23 protein-coding genes are annotated in these 21,206 nt (G+C 62.6%); 15 read left to right on the top strand and 8 right to left on the bottom strand.

What is annotated here, in order from left to right; genetic code table 11:
* The first annotated feature begins 193 nt into the window (after positions 1 to 193).
* Positions 194 to 1,165, top strand: a complete 972-nt coding sequence (locus tag Q8R73_RS20735; protein ID WP_305721416.1) for a zinc ribbon domain-containing protein — start codon at positions 194 to 196, stop codon at positions 1,163 to 1,165.
* Between the two features lie 70 nt (positions 1,166 to 1,235).
* Positions 1,236 to 2,072: a hypothetical protein gene (locus tag Q8R73_RS20730; protein ID WP_305721415.1), complete on the top strand. Its 837-nt coding sequence runs from the start codon at positions 1,236 to 1,238 to the stop codon at positions 2,070 to 2,072.
* 18 nt (positions 2,073 to 2,090) lie between these two features.
* On the opposite strand, the gene Q8R73_RS20725 is transcribed toward Q8R73_RS20730, so the two are convergent.
* Positions 2,091 to 2,576 carry a hypothetical protein gene (locus tag Q8R73_RS20725; RefSeq protein WP_305721414.1) on the bottom strand — a complete coding sequence of 162 codons (486 nt, stop codon included), beginning with the start codon at positions 2,574 to 2,576 and terminating at the stop codon, positions 2,091 to 2,093.
* Positions 2,577 to 2,633: 57 nt separating this feature from the next.
* Complete coding sequence (locus tag Q8R73_RS20720; protein ID WP_305721413.1) at positions 2,634 to 2,918, bottom strand: YARHG domain-containing protein; 285 nt, start codon at positions 2,916 to 2,918, stop codon at positions 2,634 to 2,636.
* A 308-nt stretch (positions 2,919 to 3,226) separates the two neighbouring features.
* On the opposite strand from Q8R73_RS20720, the gene Q8R73_RS20715 reads away from it, so the two are divergent.
* Both Q8R73_RS20715 and Q8R73_RS20710 read left to right on the top strand, forming a co-directional pair.
* Positions 3,227 to 5,032: a monovalent cation:proton antiporter-2 (CPA2) family protein gene (locus Q8R73_RS20715; protein WP_305721412.1), complete on the top strand. Its 1,806-nt coding sequence runs from the start codon at positions 3,227 to 3,229 to the stop codon at positions 5,030 to 5,032.
* Positions 5,029 to 5,604: a DUF924 family protein gene (locus Q8R73_RS20710; RefSeq protein ID WP_305721411.1), complete on the top strand. Its 576-nt coding sequence runs from the start codon at positions 5,029 to 5,031 to the stop codon at positions 5,602 to 5,604. Before Q8R73_RS20715 ends, Q8R73_RS20710 begins: the two co-directional genes overlap by 4 nt.
* 478 nt (positions 5,605 to 6,082) lie before the next feature.
* On the opposite strand, the gene Q8R73_RS20705 is transcribed toward Q8R73_RS20710, so the two are convergent.
* Both Q8R73_RS20705 and Q8R73_RS20700 read right to left on the bottom strand, forming a co-directional pair.
* Positions 6,083 to 6,241, bottom strand: coding sequence for a hypothetical protein (locus Q8R73_RS20705; RefSeq protein ID WP_305721410.1), 159 nt, complete (start codon positions 6,239 to 6,241; stop codon positions 6,083 to 6,085).
* 143 nt (positions 6,242 to 6,384) lie between these two features.
* A complete protein-coding gene (locus Q8R73_RS20700) occupies positions 6,385 to 7,356 on the bottom strand; it encodes a hypothetical protein (RefSeq protein ID WP_305721409.1) in 972 nt (323 codons plus the stop codon).
* A 571-nt stretch (positions 7,357 to 7,927) separates the two neighbouring features.
* Here Q8R73_RS20700 and Q8R73_RS20695 point away from each other — a divergent pair.
* Positions 7,928 to 8,131, top strand: a complete 204-nt coding sequence (locus Q8R73_RS20695; RefSeq protein WP_305721408.1) for a hypothetical protein — start codon at positions 7,928 to 7,930, stop codon at positions 8,129 to 8,131.
* A gap of 19 nt (positions 8,132 to 8,150) precedes the next feature.
* Positions 8,151 to 8,810: a DsbA family protein gene (locus Q8R73_RS20690; RefSeq protein ID WP_371126145.1), complete on the top strand. Its 660-nt coding sequence runs from the start codon at positions 8,151 to 8,153 to the stop codon at positions 8,808 to 8,810.
* Between the two features lie 34 nt (positions 8,811 to 8,844).
* Here Q8R73_RS20690 and Q8R73_RS20685 read toward each other — a convergent pair whose 3' ends face one another.
* Together Q8R73_RS20685 and Q8R73_RS20680 are read right to left on the bottom strand one after the other, a co-directional pair.
* A complete protein-coding gene (locus Q8R73_RS20685) occupies positions 8,845 to 9,099 on the bottom strand; it encodes a PilZ domain-containing protein (protein WP_305721407.1) in 255 nt (84 codons plus the stop codon).
* Between the two features lie 319 nt (positions 9,100 to 9,418).
* On the bottom strand, positions 9,419 to 10,120 hold the full coding sequence (locus Q8R73_RS20680; RefSeq protein ID WP_305721406.1) for a Spy/CpxP family protein refolding chaperone: 702 nt from the start codon (positions 10,118 to 10,120) through the stop codon (positions 9,419 to 9,421).
* A 497-nt stretch (positions 10,121 to 10,617) separates the two neighbouring features.
* Between Q8R73_RS20680 and Q8R73_RS20675 the strand changes: the two genes are divergently transcribed.
* The 9 genes from Q8R73_RS20675 to Q8R73_RS20635 all read left to right on the top strand — a co-directional run bounded on the left by Q8R73_RS20675 (position 10,618) and on the right by Q8R73_RS20635 (position 19,639).
* Positions 10,618 to 11,958 (top strand): ABC transporter substrate-binding protein, encoded by a 1,341-nt coding sequence (locus tag Q8R73_RS20675; RefSeq protein WP_305721405.1) that lies wholly within the window; start codon positions 10,618 to 10,620, stop codon positions 11,956 to 11,958.
* 137 nt (positions 11,959 to 12,095) lie between these two features.
* Entirely contained in the window at positions 12,096 to 13,034 is a 939-nt protein-coding gene (locus tag Q8R73_RS20670; protein ID WP_305721404.1) for a carbohydrate ABC transporter permease, read from the top strand.
* Positions 13,034 to 13,948 (top strand): carbohydrate ABC transporter permease, encoded by a 915-nt coding sequence (locus Q8R73_RS20665; RefSeq protein WP_305721403.1) that lies wholly within the window; start codon positions 13,034 to 13,036, stop codon positions 13,946 to 13,948. The genes Q8R73_RS20670 and Q8R73_RS20665 overlap by 1 nt, the downstream gene beginning before the upstream one ends.
* A gap of 5 nt (positions 13,949 to 13,953) precedes the next feature.
* Positions 13,954 to 15,054 (top strand): ABC transporter ATP-binding protein, encoded by a 1,101-nt coding sequence (locus Q8R73_RS20660; protein ID WP_305721402.1) that lies wholly within the window; start codon positions 13,954 to 13,956, stop codon positions 15,052 to 15,054.
* Positions 15,055 to 15,089: 35 nt separating this feature from the next.
* The gene (locus tag Q8R73_RS20655) at positions 15,090 to 16,079 is read left to right on the top strand and encodes a hydroxyacid dehydrogenase (RefSeq protein WP_305721401.1); all 990 of its coding nucleotides are present in this window, start codon (positions 15,090 to 15,092) and stop codon (positions 16,077 to 16,079) included.
* A 57-nt stretch (positions 16,080 to 16,136) separates the two neighbouring features.
* A complete protein-coding gene (locus tag Q8R73_RS20650; RefSeq protein WP_305721400.1) occupies positions 16,137 to 17,561 on the top strand; it encodes an amidase in 1,425 nt (474 codons plus the stop codon).
* Between the two features lie 99 nt (positions 17,562 to 17,660).
* Positions 17,661 to 18,083 (top strand): hypothetical protein, encoded by a 423-nt coding sequence (locus Q8R73_RS20645; protein ID WP_305721399.1) that lies wholly within the window; start codon positions 17,661 to 17,663, stop codon positions 18,081 to 18,083.
* Between the two features lie 197 nt (positions 18,084 to 18,280).
* The gene (locus Q8R73_RS20640; protein ID WP_305721398.1) at positions 18,281 to 19,117 is read left to right on the top strand and encodes a DUF2147 domain-containing protein; all 837 of its coding nucleotides are present in this window, start codon (positions 18,281 to 18,283) and stop codon (positions 19,115 to 19,117) included.
* Between the two features lie 42 nt (positions 19,118 to 19,159).
* Complete coding sequence (locus Q8R73_RS20635) at positions 19,160 to 19,639, top strand: hypothetical protein (protein WP_305721397.1); 480 nt, start codon at positions 19,160 to 19,162, stop codon at positions 19,637 to 19,639.
* A gap of 35 nt (positions 19,640 to 19,674) precedes the next feature.
* Here the strand turns inward: Q8R73_RS20635 and Q8R73_RS20630 are convergent, their stop codons facing one another.
* Positions 19,675 to 20,172 carry a GNAT family N-acetyltransferase gene (locus tag Q8R73_RS20630; protein WP_305721396.1) on the bottom strand — a complete coding sequence of 166 codons (498 nt, stop codon included), beginning with the start codon at positions 20,170 to 20,172 and terminating at the stop codon, positions 19,675 to 19,677.
* A gap of 152 nt (positions 20,173 to 20,324) precedes the next feature.
* On the bottom strand, positions 20,325 to 21,206 hold an 882-nt coding region (locus Q8R73_RS20625), incomplete at its 5' end, for a class I SAM-dependent methyltransferase (RefSeq protein ID WP_305721395.1).

Genomic DNA, 21,206 nt, shown 5'->3' with positions numbered 1-21,206 from the left:
CAGGCGATGGACCTCGTGAAGTGGTCCAACCTGCCCACCCATCCCGACGCCGCGGTGCTGCACACGCTGGAGGGCAAGCTCGAGCGGCTCGGCTTCAGCGACCTCAGCGACTTCAGCAACAAACTCTCCAGCCAGTTCGAGGGGCTGAAATGGGCACAATAGTACGCGCGCAAACGCGTCCAGGAGAACTTGCATGACGATTCAGACGATCGCCCCGGACCTGCTCCAGCTTGAACGCGCGGCAAACGCCGCACAATTGTCGGCAGCGGTGCGCACCGGACTCGCCGATCCCTCCGCGCGGATCGCGGTGACCACGGTAACCCGCGACGGTGGGCGACGACTCGACTGCTATGCGGTCGCAGGCGCAGGCAAACAGCTGGCGGCGGTGACGCCGAACGCCGGAGGCGGCGCCGCGGTGTCGTTTCCAGTCGATGTCGCGCTGGCGGAAGCCCTGATTGTCGAAACCCTCGGCCTCGATCAACCGCTTGCCCCTGTCGACCACCGCAGCGAACTCGACATCGCCGCCTTGTGGGCGCTGGCGGCAATGGCGGATGCGCACCGGCAAGCGGAACTGGAGAGCCTGCTGGCGCGCTCGCCGGCACGTCAGGTCGCGATCAACGAGGACAGCATCTATTTGCGCGCGCTGGACGGGGCGACGCTGTCCGATCCGCGCTGGCTATCGGGAATGCTGACGCAGATTTTCGGCCCCGGCGACGTTACGGAGGCGCGGCTGCTGGCAGGGCTCGACGTTTTGACGCGCGGCGGGCTGATCGCTCGGGGGAAGACCGGACTATGGTCGCCGCAACCGGCCTTCGTCACCGCCTTCGCGCATCTCGAATTGCCGCTCGCCGCTGCGGTGCTGTCGGTCGATCGCCGGCGGGCCGATGGATTCGATTCAGTCTCGCTGGTATTTCTGCGCAGTTTTGCCGCCGTCTGGGTGATCGAACCGCTTGGCGCAACCGGAGCACCGACCGCCGTGCGCCTCAGCTCCGTCAGCGACGCCGATGCGAGGGCGCTGGTCCACGACGCCCTTGCGCTGGCGCTCAAGGAGCCCGCCCCGCAAGCGCAAAAGGCGACCGCAGCGCCGCGCTTCTGCAAGCAATGCGGTCATCCCGCGACGGCTGCCGACCGTTTCTGCGGCCAGTGCGGAGCCGCATTGACGTGAAGCGTTTGGCTCGGCTCGCGTGAGCTTGTCACAGATTGTTTTAGGATCCTGGTTTCAACAGAGAAGCACAATGTCGGCTCAACGTCACGCTATCGGCCTCATCGCCCTCCTGACAGCAGCAGGCTTCGTCGGTATCGCCCCGGCCGCCGCGTCAAAGCCGGTGCCGAAAACCATTGTCGGCTGCGTCTTCAACGGAAGCTTCGTCTCGTCCGATGGTTATGAAATCCGTCCGAGGAATCTCGACGGCCGGGAAATCGATCTCCGGCCGTTCGAGGGACATCAGGTCACGATCAGCGGCGACTTGCTGCCGGGCGATGCCTTCATCCTCAAGAAGCCGCCGGCCGACTCAGGCCCCTGCAAGACGATGAAACCCGCAGGCTCTGGTTCCAATGTAGCGCCCGACGCAGCGGCGGTGAAGGTCACGACGGGTGGCTGGCAGATCCACAGGCCCAGCAAGGAGTACAAGGACCTGCCCGCGCTGTTGCCGATGCAGCAGGACAGCCTGGTCGAGGCCGGGATCGGCCTGCTCGAATTCGTTTGCATGAAATCGAGCTATTACGTGTTGCTGGTTCAGCCGTCGGTCAAATTGCGCGATACCGAACCGGGCATGATCGCCCCGCGCGCGGCGAATACGGCGAACGGATCAGCCCCGGTTCCACTGACCTTTCGCAATCTCTACAAGACCAAGTCGCTGCTTTCACGCAGTCTGAACTGGGATGCGGATATTCACTATGCCGAAATCGGCGCAGTGCTGCTGGGGTCGATCAAGCCGGCCAGCGATCTGGATTTGACGCTGGCGGGCCGAAGATACGCCATCAATCTGTCCGACTTCGGCTCGCGATGGGTGTCATTCCAGCGGTTCTGTGAAAACGGCGTCGTCGGAAATCCGGCGCATTTCGAACAGTAAGGCGGCGAGCACCTCTGGTCAGCGCGGCAGTTCGGGAAGCCCGCACGTTCTGGCGAGCACGGGCCAGTGCTGCTTCAGCCCGCCGCTGGGGATGGTGGCCTTGACCGGTCCGGTGCTGGTTCCCTCGATCCTGCCGTTGTTCCGGGCCAGCGCCATCAGCGCCGCGACCGGCAATTCGCTGCGGCTTCCGGCATTGCCCACCTGTTCCAGGATGCTGTCGTCCCAGCTGAATGACAGCGAGAAGACTTCCTGGCCCACCGTCAGTTTCGCGGCGCGACCACTCGCGCCAAAGTCCGGATTACCCATGGGACCACCGCCAGGCGAAATATTGACGAGTTGCAGCTTCCCGTCAGGACAGGCGATCGCGAAACAGAAATCGCGCTCGTCGCACTGCAGGACAAGAAAGCCAAGCGCCGCCGGAAGCTGCGGCTTGATCCAGCCCGGCGCGGCGATGGCGTTGCCGCCGATGGCGCAGCCAAGGACGATGAGAAACGCTCTGATCATGAGATCAGCCACGAACTTGCGACGGCCCCGGGATCCGGGCGGCGTGGGCGTACACTCTCAATTGCAGCCGCTGCGCCGCTCGATCCGGGTGATCTCCGCAATGCGGGCGCAGATATTGCGCGGCAGCGGCACGCTTGCCTCGATGTCATAGATGCAGCCCCCGTTACCGAAATAGGAGATCGCTCTGGATGTCTTGAAGCAGTAACCGGCTTGCTTGTAATAGGAATTGCGCTCGACCCATAGATCCTGGCAGCTCTGGGCGTTGGCCGCCGAGATCGCGCCGATGCTGCTTGCCCCCGCGACCAATACGCCAAGCAGGTAGCGATAGGCTCGAATCTTCATGGCGGTCGCCCCTCATTATACAAGAGTGATGCATTCCTATATCCGCAGCGCCCGGGAATTGTCTTGCGCTGAGTCAAGGGCAGCCAGCCGCTGCGGTCCTGGGTCCCCTCACGGCGATGTCGCTGGCGTCGCCTCGGGTGCCAGGTTATTCATCCCCGTGTGACTGCTGATTGCGCTGGTCAATATGTGGGTGGGTCACCCGGGCGGGCTACACCGTCACGCAGGAACTGCCTATATTGCTCGTCGTCTTCATCGTACCCGCGGCGCTGGCCGCCTTGGTGGCGTTGAAGCTGACGCGAGGTTGACCCTTGAGCCCGGAAACCGTTTCCCATGCCGCTGATGCCGCCTCTCATGGCGGCTTCAATCTCGTGCCCGTCGTGGTGCTTCTCGGCGCTGCCATCATCGCTGTGCCGCTGTTCAAGCGACTGGGGCTCGGCTCGGTGCTGGGCTATCTTGCCGCCGGCCTTGCCATCGGGCCGTTCGGCATCGGTCTGTTCACCGACCCGCAGTCGATCCTGCATGTCGCGGAACTCGGCGTCGTCATGTTCCTGTTCGTCATCGGATTGGAAATGAAGCCCTCGCGGCTCTGGTCGATGCGCGGCGAGATTTTTGGTCTCGGCCTCGCGCAGGTCGGATTATGCATCGGCCTGCTGACCTGTGTCGGTCTTGCCCTTGGCTATCCCGTTGCCCAGAGCTTCGTTGCCGGCACTGGCTTCGTGCTGACCTCCACCGCCATCGTCATGCAGATGCTGGAAGAGCGTCGGGCCATGGGGCTGGCCAAAGGGCGGCGGATTGTCGCTGTCCTGCTGCTCGAGGATCTCGCCATCGTGCCGTTGCTGGCGCTGGTCGCCTTTCTCGCGCCCGGCGGCGAGGATGCCTCGCTCGCCGACCGACTGACCGCCGCGGCGATCGGTCTGGCGTCGATCGCCGGACTGGTGCTGGCCGGTCGTTACCTGCTCGATCCCTTGTTCGGGCTTCTCGGCAAGGCCAGGGCGCGCGAAGTCATGACGGCGGCAGCGCTGTTTGTCGTGCTCGGCTCGGCTCTCGCGATGCAGCTTGGCGGTCTGTCGATGGCCATGGGGGCGTTCCTGGCGGGCGTGCTCTTGTCGGAATCCTCGTTCCGTCACCAGCTCGAAGCGGATGTCGAGCCGTTCCGTGGCATCCTGCTTGGCCTGTTCTTCCTGGGCGTCGGCATGTCGCTCGACCTTGCCGTGATCGCCGCCAACTGGCGTCTGATTGTGCTCGCCGTGGCCGCCTATATGGTGCTGAAGACGATCGGGATTTATGTGGTCGCCCGGTTGTTCCGGGCCGATCATCGCGAGGCGGTCGAACGCGCGGTGCTGATGGCGCAAGGCGGCGAGTTCGCCTTCGTGCTCTATGCTGCGGCAACCTCCGCCGCCATCATCGATGGCGAGGCCAACGCCATCCTGACCGCGACCATCATCGTCTCCATGGCGCTGACCCCCCTCATGATCATCCTTCACGACCGGTTGATGCCGAAGCGTGCGCCGTCGATGGACAGCGTGGAGACCGCGCAAAACCTGTCCGCCAGCGTGCTTCTGATCGGGTTCGGCCGCTTCGGCCAGATCGTCAGCCAGCCCCTGCTGGCCAACAGCTGTTCGATATCCATCATCGATACCGATACGGACGCCATACGCAACGCCCGCGATTTCGGTTTCAAGGTCCATTATGGCGACGGCGCGCGCCTCGACATCCTGCACGCCGCCGGCGCCCACGACGCCCGTCTGATCGTCATCGCCGTCAGCGACCGCGAGGCCAGCCTCAAGATCGCGGAACTGATCGAAGACGAATTTCCGCTGGTGCCCGTGCTTGCCCGCTCCCTCGACCGCGAACATGCCATCGAACTGATCCACGCGGGCGTTGAATGGCAGATCCGGGAGACCTTCGAGTCCGCCCTCGTGCTTGGCGAGAAAGCGCTTGAAATAATGGATGTGAACGAGGAGGAGCGCCTTCGGGTGATCAAGGACATCCGGCGTCGCGACGGCGAGCGCTTCGCCATCGAGACCGTCGAGGGCATCTATGCCGGTCGGGACCTGATCCACGGCAATGCGGGGCGAACGGATGGTCCGACGAAGCGGGATGCAAAGTCATGAGCGTGCAGCGCAGATCGCAATCGTGGAAGCTGGATGCGGCGAGCGCGGCCGTTGTGATCTTCTGGAAGGAAGCGGGCGAGCGCGGACAATGGTTTGACAACGATGCGGACTTTGATCAGGTCTTCCGCGAACGCTTCCTCGAACTGCATATGGAGGTCGCGGCACGCAGGCACGACGGCTGGATGGCATCGCCCGAAGGCGCGCTGGCGCTCCTGATCCTGACGGATCAGTTCCCCCGCAACGCCTTCCGGGGCACCGGCCATATGTACGCCACCGATCCGCTGGCACGCGCCTATGCCCGTCAGGCGCTGGCGACGGGGCATATGGCGCAAGTCGAACCGGCCTTACGGCTGTTCTTCTGTCTGCCCTTCTCGCATTCCGAAGACATGCGCGATCAGGACCTCTCGGTGCGGCTCAATGCCGAACTGGGTGAGCCGTGGCTGGCGCATGCCGAGGGGCATCACGACATCATCCGTCGCTTCGGTCGTTTCCCGCATCGAAATCCCGTCCTCGGCCGGATCACAACCCCGGAGGAAGCCGCCTATCTTCAAGCCGGCGGCTTCCAGGGCTAGGAAAAGACATCTGCCGCCTAAAGCGCGTGCGCCTGCCTTGGTATTCCGATTGGGGCCGTGCCTGCGTATCGACCGCCGGATCAAACTGCTGGCCGAGCCAATCCTGATAGGTAGCTGCCCAGAGTGCGGCATTCGAGTGGTATAGATTAGACACGGTGCCGATCGTCGTCGGGCGCAGCCCGCCAGATGTCCGATTGGTGATCGCCTTGCCCCCCGCAGCGATTCACATGGAAAGTCATGCCGTCCTCCGACAAGCCCACCACCCTGCCCGCTGAGACGATCAAACCGCCTCGCTGCGCCATGTGCCGAACACGGATGGCGCTGGCGAGCCGAGAGCCGGCCGCGGATGGCGCGGAGAGGCACATCTTCAAGTGCCCGAAGTGCGAGTTCTCCAAGACGAAAACCACTGGTGAGGCGGCCGGCGCCGGGCGCCATCGCGCGCCCCGGAAGCGATGAAGCTCGGTCACGGGGCCGTCCGTCACCCCCTGGATTTGTTGATCTGCTTCACCTTTGTATCGGTGGCCTCGATCGAGGCCGCCAGTTCCAGGATTGCCTTCGATAGCAGTTCGATCGCTTCCTTCTCGTCCTGCGAGCGCGCGGCGCGAAGCGCAAAGTTCTTTGCGGAGGATAGCGACATCGGCAGCCTTTCTCACGAAGAAACCCGCCGGTTGAGTACGGCGGGTTTCGTTAGCTCTCGCGGTATGAGTTACGAAATCCGCGATTGCTCAAACGGTAGTCGCAGAGGGTTAACAAATGTTTCGGTCCCGCTTGCTGCCGGTTTTAATTCCCCGCCCGGCATCCGCCCGGCAATAAGAACCCGCTCTCCCTCACTTGTGCAAGGAAGGCGTGTGACGCCCGGTGCATTGCGCCAACGAAATCATGCGATGGGATCTGCTCTTTCAGCGGCTCGAATCGTACGCGAAAGCCGTCCTCGTCGAACTTGAAACCGGTTTCGCATACGAACAGCGTTGTCGCCGCATCATTCGTGGGCAGAATGTCATGCGAAAAGAAGCCGGTTCCGAACAGCATTCCGATACGCTTGCAGATATCGTTTATTGCGGGCTCTTGCGGGGCGACGATTCTGGAATGCAAATGGTTAACAAGTTCGGCATCCAGCGGCATATCCGACCCATGGACCGAAGGATCATTCTCATCGGTGGGTCGTGCACGCACTGTGATAGAGACGCATACCGGCCCGACGCACATGGCCCGAAGGTAGACGTAATACGGCCGGTTCTTGAATAGCCGCCGCGTGTCTACAAATTCCGTATTGTAGCGGCTCGGATCGAGCTCGGCGCCGGCTTTCAGTAACTGCACCGGCTCGGCCGTACCGATATTCACGTTCGAAAAAACGGTAAACGGAGCGCGGGCCGAGCTTACCAGCCTCGGAACCGAAACGCCCGCATTTTGCAATTTCTGGTTGGTGAGCACCTTGTCGGCCACCACCCGGCCGACGGCGGTTTCATGAATGATCAGGCGGTTGCCGTTCGTTGCGAGTCGCTCGACCTCTTCAACCTCCTGCCTTAAAGCGGCGTCAAGAGTGAACTGGACTTCATTGTAAATGAGAACGACTACTGCATCAGGATGATTGCGATGCTCGGCAGCAAATTCATCAGCCCAATAATGGCGACACGCAACGCCGTAGGTTGAAAGAACCTCTTCGAATATCGGCATGAAGAAACCCGGCGTAACCTTGCCGCGCCCGCTGAGCCCCAACTTTCTGAACGCAACAAAAACGACTTCGTTCTTCATGGGTTGTGAAGATACCTCTGCCCGCCAGCCAAAGGCGAATTCAAAATTCGAGCAATAGTGCCGGGCTTCTCCGCAGTTGGCCAAACCCGACCCGATCACCCGCAATTCGCGAACCTGTAGCGGCGGCCGGTACGGGTAACACCGGATTTTCGACCCGTCGCAGCCTTGATTGCGCGTCCTGACCGCCACAATGCCGTGCCATCACCGCCGCATGAATCGATTCCCGCCACTGTTCACCTGCATTTTCCTCTGTCTGGCAGGCCTTCTGCTGCCGTCCTGCGCCGGAAAAAACGCGGGCGAGCGGCTGGCGGACATGCCGCAGTGGCTGGGCGGCATGCCTCCCGGAGTTCCGCCGCGGCGCGGCACACCCGAATACGATGCCTGGACAGCCGCGCGCGCCCAGGAAGCCGCCAGGCCAAAGACGCAGCAGTCAAAATAGCCGGATCGCCCTCCCATCATACCGTCGCAAAGGCTGCGATACGCTGCGCGGGAGGCATGCCAACAATCAGGCTGTCGCGCTGCCTGCGGGCCTGATAAGAATGCGATCGGTAAAGTGCGCAGGGGGCGTGAGATGAGTAAGCAGGACGACGGATTCGACTACCACCGCTATCGGACCCTGCTGGCCGAAGCAGTCGACGAGCCCACCCGGCTAAAGTTCATCGACCTGTTGATCGAAGAGCGCGCCAGGGAACGGCTGAAAGCCCACAGCACCTCCGAGCGGCTTGCGATCACGGCGAAGACCGTTGCCAGCATTCTCGGCACCTCAAGGACCTGAATTGAACGGGAACTGTCGGTTGGTCACGTTGCGCCGGACCTTTCGCCTTGCGCTGACAAGGGCCGGGTTCGCCGCTCTGTTCGGGTTGATGGCGCTGCATACGATTGGCGGCGCGAAGGCGCAGGTCGCCATCGCCGCGCTGGTGGCCCAGCCGGTATCGTTGCCGGACATGGCGCTCGGCCCGGCCAATGCACCGGTGACCATCACCGAATATTCGTCAATGAGCTGTCCGCATTGCGCGGCGTTCGGCGAAAACGTGTTTCCGATGCTGCGCGCGAAATATATCGATACCGGCAAGGTGCGTTTCGTGTTCCGGGAATTTCCGCTCGACATCAAGGCCGCGGCGGCGTCGATGCTGGCGCGCTGCGTCGCCAATGGCGATGCCGAGAAGTTTTTCGGAACAATCCAGCTTTTGTTTCAGCAACAGCAGATGCTGATGGCGCAGACCAACATGACCCTGCGGCTGATCGGCAAACAGGGCGGGATGAGCGAACAGGCCGTCGAGACCTGCGGGAAGGACCAGACCCTTCTCGACAAGATCGCGGCCGATCAGAGATTTGCCCATGAGGTGGTCAAGGTGGATTCGACGCCGACGTTCTTCGTCAATGGCGAAAGGTTCAAGGGCGCCATGTCGTTCGAGGAACTGGAAGAACGAATCATGCCGCTGCTGAAGGAGTGACTGGCGGTCCGCCCTGCGCCGATCCGGCGGCGCGCTATGTCGGCGCGGCCTCGAGGAAGGTCAGGCCGATCCGGTTGCGCTGGATCCAGGCCACCTGACACTCGCGGACCGAGGCGCCGTTGTCCATTACCAGACGAAAGCGTGCAGGTACGAAGGCCGGATTCTCGATATCGATGGCGGCGCCCTCGGTCGAAATATTGCGAACCGTGCAGCGCATGACCGACCCGCCGGACGAAACGTATGCCGGTTCGTCGACTTCGATACGCGGTTGCTTTCGTTTTTCTTCCATCGACGGCGGCCCTGGCTGGCATCCGGGGAACGTTAACGCCAAACCTTAAACAAATTGGCGCAAGGCACGCGATCGGCCTGCGTCTCCGGCGGGCGTACGCCAGCCAGGACGCCGGCCGATCGCATTTTTGCGGCATGTTCCCGACAACGCCCCGAGTCAGCCATCTCTTGGGCGCGAATCGGTCGGCGTTTCCCCAATATTGCGTGACGAATTCAATAGCCGCGCCGCTGCGGCAGGATAGCCGGGTGCCGCGCCTTAGACCCCTACCCCAGAGGCACGCGTGCCCGGCTATTCGTTGCGGGTCCAGCCGCGATCCGCGTTAATCCAGCCCGCGCTCGCGGCTCAGCCGCACCATCTCCTCGATGAATTTCGCCTTTTGCCTGGAGTCGAGGCTTGCGAACAGCGGCTCGGCCGCATCGGCGACGTTGCGCTGGTCAACGGCGCGGTCGTTGAGAAACTGGGCTTCGTTGCGCATCTGCTCGATAATGTCGTCGGGCGGGTCGCGCTTGGCGCGTGCAATGCGCAGGTTGAGGCGATCGGCGCCGTTGTGGCCGAGATAATGCATCGCGCTGTTGAATCCGGCCCAGTGCTTCTCCTGCTCGGGCGTCAGCTTCAGTTCGGTCTTGATCCGTTCGATATTTGCATCGCTGTTGGCGACAATCTGTTCGGCCGTCAATTGCGGCGCGCCGTCCTGGGTCAGCACGGGGCTCTGCTTGGTACCCTTCTTTGCCTTGCCCTTCTCGGATTTCGCCGATCCCTGCTTGTCGCCGGGCGGCGGCTGCGATGCATTCTTCCCGGTGCCGAGGACGCCGGTAAAGACGCCGACCACACCGCCGATCGCGCCTCCCAGCACGCCGCCGACAGGTCCGGCGGCCTTGTTGCCTTCGCGGGCGCCTTTCTGAACGCCTTCAATCACCTGTGCCGTCGCCTTCGGAGGAGCGCAGAGCAGCATCGCCACAACCGTTCCTAGCACAAGGTGCAGTTTCAACCGCGCACGCGCTGCAGGTTTCGGGTCGATCATTCGTCGGGCTCCATTTCGACAGGCTGGCGCGGGATCCGGCAGCGCTTGGCGTTGAGTCGGACATTATCGTTCTAGCATCGACCTCGTCTACGCCGCAGCGCGGCGATCGCCACCAGAATTCGCCGACGCAGGAACAAGTTAAGTCGGTCGCAATGGAACCCGAGGCACCAATCCCGACCCCTTCGATGCCAGCGCGCCGCGCAATGTGTGCGGCGCAATATACATCTTCACACCACGCTGGCCGGCCACGCATCCAATTCCGCAATCATCGCAGGATCATCGACATTCCACCGCCGCCGATTCGTGCCCAACGTTGGTTCTGCGCGGCGCGACACCAGATTTCTCGACATGCGCCGGCAATTCTGCTCTGATCGTCAATAACGAAGTCTCTGCGGCGTCATGCAATGCCATCTCGGCCTGCCCGGCGCGGCGAAGGAAAAAAACAAAAAACGAGACCACACCGCTTCAAGATTTGGCTCACCAGGGAGAGAACGCCAATGTCAAAGAAGAAACTTTCTCGTCGACAATTCGTCGCTGCTACCGCCATGTCTTCGGCGGCACTGATATCCGCGCCTTACATTCGATCGGCCAATGCGGCCGGCAAGCTCAATATCGGTTTCTGGGATCATTGGGTTCCCGGAGCCAACAAGGCCTCGACCGACCTCGTCAATGAGTGGGCCGCCAAGGAGAAGGTCGAGGTTACGATCGATTACATCCCGAGCCAGGGCAACAAGAACCTACTGACCATCGCCGCCGAAGCCCAGGCCAAATCCGGCCACGACATTCTCGCGATGCCGACATGGTGGCCCCACGCTCAGGCCGAGTTGCTCGAGCCCATGAACGATGTCGTCGAGGCGCTCATCAAGCAGAACGGCGAAGTCAACGGCACCGTGGCGTATCTCGGCAAAGCCGGCGACAAGTGGCTGGCCGTGCCGGCCTGCGTCGGCAGCCAGATCAAGGGCCCCTGCTCCCGCATCGATCTGATGAAGCAGCACGCCAACATCGACGTCCAGGCCATGTATCCTGCCGGCCAAGCGCCGAAGGCGGATGCCTGGACCACGGACAACTTCCTGAAAGCCGCCGAGGCCTGCCACAAGGGCGGCGTCCCCTTCGGCATCGGTCTCGGCGAAACCAGCGACTCCGTCGACACCGTCGGCGCGTTCTTCCTTGCCTTCGGCGCAGAGGTCGTCAATGCCAAGGGCGACGTCGTCGTCAAGAATGACAACGTGCGTCAGGTCCTCGAGTACTACAAGAAGCTGATGGCATTTCTGCCGTCGGACGCTCCGGCCTGGGACGATGGCTCCAACAACAGGTGGCTGGTCTCGGGCAAGGGCGCCCTGATCATGAACCCGCCGAGTGCATGGGCTGTCGCCAAGCGCGATGCGCCGAAGATCGCCGAGCAGTGCTGGACCCACGGCTTCCCGGTGGGACCGAAGGGCCGCTTTGCGCCATACCTGCCGTATTTCTGGACTGCCTGGAATTTCGGCAAGAACAAGCCGGCGGCCAAGAGCCTGTTGATGCATCTGTCCCAACCGGCAGCGGTCGAGAAGCTGGTGGCGGCGAGCGGCGGCTACGACCTGCCGGCGTTCGAGAAACTCACGACGCTGAAGACCTGGGCGGAGGAAAGCCCCCCGAAGGGGACGCTCTACCACTATCCGAATCCGCACAACCACCAGAAGCTGTCGATCTCCGCCGCGGGAGCGCCGCCGAAGATTGCCCAGCAGATCTATACCCAGGCGACGCTGACCAAGATGTGCGTGCGCTACTTCCGGGGTGAATCCATGGATGCGACGCTGTCCTGGGCACAAGGCGAACTCGAAGGCTTCATGCGAAGCTGAGGAGAGTGGCCGCCACGGCCGACCCGGGCCGCGGCGGCGCTGTCCGCCTGCCGATACGATCGGGAGCCGGCGTGCGCCGGCTTCCCGACGCGGAAATCTCACCTGTCTGCAATCAAGCTTCGTGAGGAAGATGCATCATGGCTGATGTCGCGGTTGAACGAAACAGCGCCGCCCCTGTGCCGAAGGTGCGCAAGCGCGGCGGTCTGCGAACCGCGCTGAAGCGAAAATCCACTGCTGCGTTTCTGATGACGCTGCCGTTGATCCTGCTGATCTCGCTTCTGGTCATCTATCCCGCGTTTTACTCGCTGCATCTGGCGACGCTGAACAAGTCGATGCAGCGCTTCGTCGGGCTCGGAAATTTCCAGTTCCTCTTCACCCGCGAAACGTTCTGGCTGGTCGTTCAGCAATCCTGCATTTTCGCGATCACGGCCGTGATCTTCAAGGCGCTGATCGGGTTTGTCGTCGCGCACTTCGTCCACAACATTCCGGCCAAGGGCCAGCGCAAATGGCGCGGAATGCTGCTGGTGCCGTGGGTGATTCCGCCGGCCATGAGCACGCTGGCGTGGTTGTGGCTGTTTGACCCGTCATACAGCGCCTTCAACTATCTGCTGGCCGGCGTCGGCGTCGACCGGATTCCGTGGACCGGCGAGACCGGATGGGCCCGCTTCTCGGTCATCCTGGTGAATATCTGGGTCGGCGCCCCGTTCTTCATGATCATGTACCTGGCTTCGCTGAAATCGGTGCCCGATCAGCTCTACGAAGCCGCGGCCATCGACGGCGCCAATTGGTGGCAGCGCATCTGGTACGTCACGCTGCCGATGATGCGCAACATCATCGCGATCACCACGCTGTTTTCCCTGATCGTCACCTTCGCCAATTTCGACATCGTTCGCATCCTGACGGCCGGCGGTCCGCTCGACCGCACCCATATCTTCGCGACATGGGCATTCCGCATCGGTATCGAGGGCGGCGACATCCCGCTCGGCGCCAGCGTCTCGCTGTTTATGATCCCGATCCTCGCAATCGCGGCGGTCTTCATCCTGCGCGATATCAACAAACGTGGGAATGAAGCGTGATGACCAGCACCGCCGTGATCGACAAGTCCGCACCGACCCGCACCGTCAAGCTGCGCAGCATGAGCCGCGACCGCACCTGGGCGCTGAGGTGGTCGTACTTCTTCCTCACTCTGTTCGCGATCTTCGCGCTGATACCGCCGCTCTACATGCTGATTACGTCGCTGAAGACCAGTGCCGAGATCTCCGCGGCGACCAATCCGTGGTGGGTCTACCATCCGACGCTGTCGAACTACGTCGAACTGCTGACGTCGAACCAGTTCCTGACCTTCTTCCGCAACTCGGCGCTGGTCTCGATCTTCGTCGTGACCATTACCATGCTGATCAGCGTGCCGGCGGCGTTCGCCCTGGCCCGGATGCGGTTCTGGGGCTCGGCAACGCTCGCGACCGGGGTGTTTCTCACCTATCTGATCCCGGAGACGCTGCTGTTCCTGCCGCTGTTCAAGATGTTCGTGGTGTTCGGCGACATGACCGGGATCCAGCTGATCAACAAATGGTACGTGCTGTTGATCGTCTATCCGACGCTGACCGTGCCGTTCTGCACCTGGATCATGATCGGCTATTTCGCCTCCATACCCAAGGAACTGGACGAGGCCGCCATCATCGACGGCGCATCCTGGTTCCAGACACTGACACGCATCTTCATTCCGGTCGCCCTGCCCGGGCTGATCGCCGCGACCATCTTCGCCTTCACGGTGTCATGGGCGCAATTCCTCTATCCGCTGGTGTTCACCACATCGACCGATCAGCTTGTGCTGCCGGTCGGCATCATCACCACCCTGATCAAGGGTGACGTGTTCGCCTGGGGACAGATCATGACCGGGGCCCTGCTCGGCGCCGCCCCGCCGCTGATCATCTACGCCTTCCTGATGGACTATTACATTGCCGGCCTGACCGCCGGTGCGACAAAGGGTTGAACTCAATGGCTGACGTCACGTTGCGCAAGGTTGTCAAGCGTTACGACGAGGTGGAGGCGGTGCGCGGCATCGATCTCGACATCGCCGATCATGAATTCGTCGTGCTGGTGGGACCGTCAGGCTGTGGCAAGTCGACCACGTTGCGGATGATCGCAGGCCTCGAGGACATCACCGACGGCGATATCATGATCGGGGGCGACGTCGTCAACGACGTGCCGCCGAAGGATCGCGACATCGCGATGGTGTTCCAGAACTACGCGCTCTATCCCCACATGACGGTAGCGGAGAACATGTCATTCGGGCTGCGGCTGAAGCGCTATCCGAAAGCCGAAATCAAGACCCGGGTCGACGAAGCCGCCCGCATGCTGGATATCGTCGAACTGGTCGACCGCAAGCCGAAGCAGCTGTCGGGCGGTCAGCGCCAGCGCGTCGCCATGGGCCGCGCCATCGTGCGCAATCCCAAGGTGTTCCTGTTCGACGAGCCGCTGTCCAACCTCGACGCCAAGCTGCGGGTGCAGATGCGCATCGAGATCAAGAAGGTGCACCAGAAGGTCCGCACCACCACCGTCTATGTTACCCACGACCAGATCGAGGCGATGACGCTGGCCGACAGGGTCGTGGTCATGAACAATGGCCGCATCGAACAGGTCGGGACGCCCAACGAACTCTACCACAAGCCGGCCACTCGCTTCGTCGCGGGCTTCATCGGCTCGCCGGCGATGAATTTCATGACCTGCAAGCTGGAAGACGTCGGCGGCAAGATGCATATCCGTCTGACCGACAGCATAATCTTCCCGCTGCCACCGGCTCGCGCCGAACGCTACAAGACTATTTCGCGAACCGACAAATTGCTGCTCGGTATCCGGCCCGAACATATTACCGAAGCCAGTCCGCATCCCGAGCCCGGCGTGGAGCCCTTCGACGTGGTGCTGGATGTGATCGAGCCGATGGGCATGGAGACGATGATCTATTTCATCATGGAGGGCGCCGAGATATGCGGACGGGTCAATCCCAATGCCGACGCGCGCGCGGGCGCCCCGATGCGATTGGCGATGGACCTCAACAATATGCACCTGCTAAATGAGGCCTCGGGCGCCGTCATTTGACGGCCGCACAACAAGAAGAACCCAGGGGCGCGGGAATGACGGCCAACAAGAAGAAGATTTTCATCACTGAATCGTTCTCGCAGGCCGGAAGGACGTTGCTGCAGCAACGGGATGACCTCGACCTCGTCGAATTCCCGAACATGATCTCGGCCGAGGATTTCGAGGCCAAGCTCAGGGAGCACGCGCCGGTCCATGGCGTCGCGCTCGGCGCCACCCGGTTCGGCGAACCGGAGCTGGAAGCCTCGCTGGACATGAAGGTCGTGACCCGGATCGGCGTCGGCTTCGACGCCGTCGACGTGCCTGCCCTAAGCCGCCGCAAGGTCCCGCTGATGGTCGCGGGCACCGCGAATTCGCCCTCGGTGGCCGAACAGGCGCTGTTCATGATGCTGATGCTGGCCAAGCGCGCGGTCGAAATGCATTCGATCGTCAAGGACGGCAAATGGGCCAGCCGGCTCGGCATGCTGCCCTACGACCTCTACGGCAAGACCGTGCTGATCGTGGGCTTCGGCCGCATCGGCACACGCACCGCCAAGCGCTGCCTCGCCATGGAAATGAACGTCCTGATCTTCGACCCCTACAAGCCCGCCGCCGAAATCACCGCCGCCGGCTGCGAGCCGGTCACCGATCTCGATGCGGCGCTGCCGCGCGCCGATTTTGTCAGCATCCACTGCCCGAAGAATCCCGAGACGGTCGGAATGTTCAACGCGGCGCGGCTGCAGCGCATGAAGCCGACCGCCTATCTGATCAACACCGCGCGCGGCGGCATCATCGACGAGCCGGCGCTGTATGACGCGCTGTCATCCGGCAGGCTGGCCGGCGCGGGTCTCGACGTGTTCGAGCAGGAGCCGCCGCCGTCGGGGCATTCGCTTTTCGCGCTTCCCAATGTCATCATGGCGCCGCACGTGGCGGGCGTGACGCGGGAAGCGGTGGACCGGATGAGCGAGCAGACCGCGCGCAACATCCTGAGCGCCCTTGACGGCCAGCCGCTGCGCCAGAATGTCATCAACCAGGACGTGCTCGGCTGAGCCGGGTGCGACCGGAGCCGGCCCGAAACGCCTCGCTACTTCCCATCGGATATCAGCATGGCACTCAAGGAATACGGCAGCTATGACGGGATTGGCCTTGCCGATCTCGTCCGGAAAAAGCAGGTCAGCGCCGGCGAATTGCTCGACGAAGCCATCGCCCGCACCGCCAGGGTCGACCCCGATATCAACGCCGTGGTCGTCAAACATTACGACGCTGCGAAGAAGCAAATCGACAACGGTCTCGCCGATGGTCCGTTCACCGGCGTGCCGTTTCTGCTGAAGGATCTGGAAAATCTGGCGGGCACGCGGACGACATTCGGCGCCAGCGTCTACAGGGACAACATCGCCGATCATAGCGGCACCCTCGCCCAGCGCTACATCGATGCCGGCCTCGCGATCTTCGGCAAGACCTCCAGTCCGGAATTCGGGTTGATGCCGACGACCGAGTCGCGTCTGTTCGGGCCGACCCGAAATCCGTGGAATCTCGCGCATTCATCGGGCGGTTCATCCGGCGGCGCGGCGGCGGCGGTCGCGGCCCGCATCCTGCCCGTCGCGCATGCCAGCGACGGCGGGGGCTCGATCCGTATTCCCGCCTCCGCCTCCGGCGTGTTCGGATTGAAGCCAACCCGCGCGCGCAACCCGCTCGGCCCCGATCGCGGCGAAGGCTGGGGCGGATTTTCCTGCGGCCATGTCGTCAGTATCAGCGTGCGCGACAGTGCGGCCATGCTGGACGCGGTCCACGGACCTGAGCCGTCGAGCCCCTATGTCGCGCCGCAGCCGGAGCGGCCTTTCCTCGAGGAGGTCGGCCGCGATCCCGGGCGCTTGCGCATTGCCTTCACCGACAGGTCGCCCTATGGCGATCCCATCGATCCGGAAATCGCTGCGGCGACCCGCGACATCGCGGCGCTGCTCGCAAGCCTCGGCCATCATGTCGAGGAGCGCGCGCCCGCCCTGGCCGCCGATCCGGCGGCGGTGATGTCGACCATCGTGGCCGCCAACACCGCGCTGACCGTGCGGCAGGCCGAGCAGCGCTTCGGCCGCACGATGACGGCAGAAGATTTCGAGGTGTTGACCCTGGCCAGTGCCCGTAATGCGCAAAAGGCCAGCGCAACCGACTATGTCGCAGCCCAACTCGGCGCGTTCCAGATCTCGCGCGCCCTCGCCACCTTCTTCGAGAGCTGCGATGTGCTGTTGTGCCCGACGCTCTGTGCGCCGCCGCTGCGGATCGGCGAACTCGATACGATGTCGGAGGATCTGTCGCATATCGCCCCGATCCTGCGGCGCTACATGCCGGCGACGGCCATGTTCAACATGTCCGGCCAGCCCGCGATGTCGGTGCCGCTGGCCTGGAACGCGGCCGGATTGCCGCTCGGCATGATGTTTTCCGCGCGCTTCGGTGACGAGGCGACGTTGTTTCGCCTGGCGGCTCAGTTGGAGCAAACCCGTCCCTGGAAGGGCAAATTGCCACCAGTTTGCGCGTAAACTGACAAAACTCAGCCTTATTCGAGAGCGAGGAAGGAACCCGGCACCGGCGGCGGAGTTCCTAATGCTCGCCGTCATGCAGCCCGGAGGCTTCAGCTCTTGAATCAAAGCGACCCGACCGATCATGCGCTGGCGGCCATTGCCAGCATTCTCGATCATCCGGAAACCCACCGCGAGCCGGAGAAATCAACGGTTGAGGAGCATCCCGTTGCGCCTATCGCGCCTGTTGTGCCTGAGCCGATCGAGGCCGAGGGTTATTCGAGAATCGGACCCGGCCCGATGGCCGCGATCCGCTTCCGATGGACGGTTCGCCGCGAAGCAAACGACGAATATTATGTGGACGAAACCATCGGCGAGAATTCGACGCCGATGGTCAGCGGCCCGTTCGCACCGGATGAAGCGATCAGGCTCGTGGACGATCGCGCGAGCGAGGCGCGAGAGCGGTTCGAGCAGATCAGGAGCGAAATGTCCGGACGCGCCGCGGCGGCGAATTTGGTCCGCAAGGACGCCGGCGAAATGTGATTCCGAGGCTCCCGGTTCGACGCCGCCACCGAAATTGACCCCGTCCGTCACCGTCGCCTAAACTGGCGGCTCAACTACCTATTGAACCAAACCTGTTAACCCACGACTCATTGCCATGAAAGTGATCCAGGTCACGTTGTAAGAGGCTGTCGCAACGTACGGTGAATACTGAGGTTTCACCTGCTGAGGAGGTCTTGATGAGAACGATTTTTGCGATCGCCGCGTTGTTGCTGGCGAGTACCGCCGCGCAGGCCCAGTACACCTTCGACTATGGCGGCCGCACCATCACCATTGATCCCGACCGCGGAACGGTCTCGATCCCGGGCGTCTACGACAACACCGGCAAGAGAGCGAAACGCTCGCGCGACGAACAGGACGGCGAAAAGCCGCGCAAACAGGCGCCGCAGCAGGCCAAGAGCGATCCGCAGGCGCCGGTTGCCGCTCCCGTACAGCCCCCGCAGGCCCCAACAACCACGGCAATCGAGCCCTCGACGGCTCCGGCAGCTGTTGCGCCGGCCCCCGTGACGGCGGCACCCGCCGCTGCAGCGGTGGCCCCCACCGCGGCCGCAACCCTGCCCCCGAGCAGGGCGCCCGCGCCGCAGGTCCAGCCGGATCCGCCGCCTGCTACGGCTGCCCCGCCGGCCCCGGCACCTGTCGTTGCGACGGCTCCCGCGGCGGCGCCCGTGCACGCCCCGGCTGCCAAGCCGCAGGCAGTCATCCCCGCCGCCGCGGCAAACTCGCCGCTCGGCGTGTGGTTGACCGAAGAGAAGGAAGGCAAGGTTCGCATCGAACAATGCGGTCCCAACCTCTGCGGATATTCCGTCGATGCCAAGTCGAACCAGAACGGCGAGCAGGTCCTGATCAACATGAAACCCGGCAAGGACTCGAAGTGGAGCGGGCGGATTCTGGATCCGAACAGCGGCAGCACCTATGATTCGACCATTGCGCTGAAAGGCTCCGACCGGCTGAGGGTCCAGGGCTGTGCGTTTGGCGGCATGTTCTGCGGCGGCCAGACCTGGAGCCGGCTGAACTAAACCACCCATTTCGATTTGCAGCGGCAGCCACGCGGCGTCAGCATGACGCCGCGCTCGCATGCATGGACGTCAAAACATGCACCTGCTGTCGACGTGATCACCATCACAGTCTTTGGCGAGCGGATCTGTGACCATGCCAGCGTCATCAAGGGGAGACGCGCCATGAAACCGCTTCGCAAAATACTCATCGCCAGCCGCATCCTGCTTCTGGCAGGCATGTCGTTCGCCACGCCCGCCGCCGCGGCGACGTTTGATGGTGCCTGGAACGTCCAGATCGCCTCCACCAACTCCGCCTGCCCGAGCGGAACCAGTGTCTCGATCGACATCAACAATGGTCAGGTGGCATCGAACAACGCCATGGTCACCGCATCCGGCCGCGTCGCGGACGCCGGCACGATCAGCGTCACGCTGAGCAGCGGCATGAAGCGGGCCGTGGGCTCCGGCCGCCTCACCGCCACATCGGGATCCGGTACGTGGCGGGGCGCAATGTGCTCGGGCACCTGGACCGCGCAGCGGATATGAGCGGCGGACTGCACGTCCGTCGGCCCAGGGAGTGGCTACTGCGAAGCCGCTACTCCTGAGCTTCGCCGCCGATCCAATTCCATCCGCATGCGCGGCAGCATCCGCCCCGGGATCGATTGGGAAGGAACGGACCCCGCATGATGCGCGCCCATTCGTACGTAAAACGGGACCGCGCCGGGATCGGCCTCGATCGTCATCCGGGTGGCACCGAGGTCATGCGCCCTCGCCGCTGCCCATTCGAACAGCAGGCGACCAATTCCCGCGCCCAGCAAGGCAGGTTCGACAAACAGCTTGAGAAGGTCTGCGTCCGCACCTGCGACCCTGACCTGAACGAGGCCAACCACCGCAGTATCGCGTTCGGCCACCTGAAGGCTGGTGGTCTGAAGCTCGTGGGGATGAATAGTCAATTCAGTCCGACAAGCCGCCAGGAAGGCCGCGTCATATCCCCAATGCGCCTTCGAGCGGAGGCATAATCCGCTCAAGCTCGAAAGCTCGTCCTGCAACGCATTACGGAGCCGGATCGTCCGATGCATAACCTTATCACCCCAGCGAGATGCCGCAGGTGCGGCGGATTCTTCTTCCTGTACTGCAGAGGCCGCGAGTGCACGACGAGCGCCACCGCGCAGGCAGCTCGTACTGCTGACGATCGACTGATTACATTGTGAGAGTGCGCTAAAAGCTTGTGCTAGTGAATTGATGGCAGATCGTGAAGGCAAAGTTCCCTGTCGCCTTCCCATCTGAACCACATTTCCAAGGTTCTTCGGACGACTAGATCTGAGGTCGCGAGGTCGGGAATGTCGACGACGACGTCTTTGCGATCGTCAAACTCAACCGTTACTGAGCGGATGATCTCACGTGGCGGATTTTCATAAAAACGAGCGATGAACTGCACATGAAGCCGGCCCGCTCTCCCACCCTGCAACCGCAGCAGCAACTTTTTTTCGATTGTCCATTCCAGGATGCCGAAACTCACTGGCTCGCTGCCGATCGCGATGTAGGCCGGCGCCCTCAATATGCAAAAGTCGGTATTGTGGATGGTGGTTCTGTCCCTGTCGAATGGTTCCCTGAATTGAGAAAGGGAGCTGCCGCACTCGCGCCAGCCACGGGAGCCATGTCGCTCCATGAATTGCCGCGTGGCCAAGAATGGTCCAGGTTGAGCAATGTTATCGATCACGATAAAGCCGTTCGGGTTCATCATCTGCGCCGCGGACGGGATGTCGAACAGCGCGAATTCATGATCGTGGTTGCCATCGACGAAAACAATGTCCGCCCTAAGCGCGCGACGCTTCATTTTCGCGAAGTAGCTCATTGAGTTGCGCAGGTGGAATTTGGTCACCTTGCGCAGCGCGCGGGGCCAGCGGGCAATCCTCAGGTACCCTCTGACCGAGAATGGATCGACCGTGTGCAGCAGGCCGCAACCATTTTCGGAAATTGCGCAAGCCATCGCTTCGGTCGTCGAAGCCATATAAGTTCCGATCTCGACGGCCAACTTTGGTTGCTGCAGCCGGATCAAGCTGTAAAGAAGGGCCTGTGAATCGGGCGAAACGAGTGCGTTTTTAATCGACGA

Source organism: Bradyrhizobium sp. (genome assembly GCF_030697065.1).
In the GTDB taxonomy this organism is placed as follows: Bacteria; Pseudomonadota; Alphaproteobacteria; order Rhizobiales; family Xanthobacteraceae; genus Bradyrhizobium.
The sequence above is the reverse complement of the archived record's forward strand: the minus strand, read 5'-3'. Positions and strand labels throughout refer to the sequence as shown.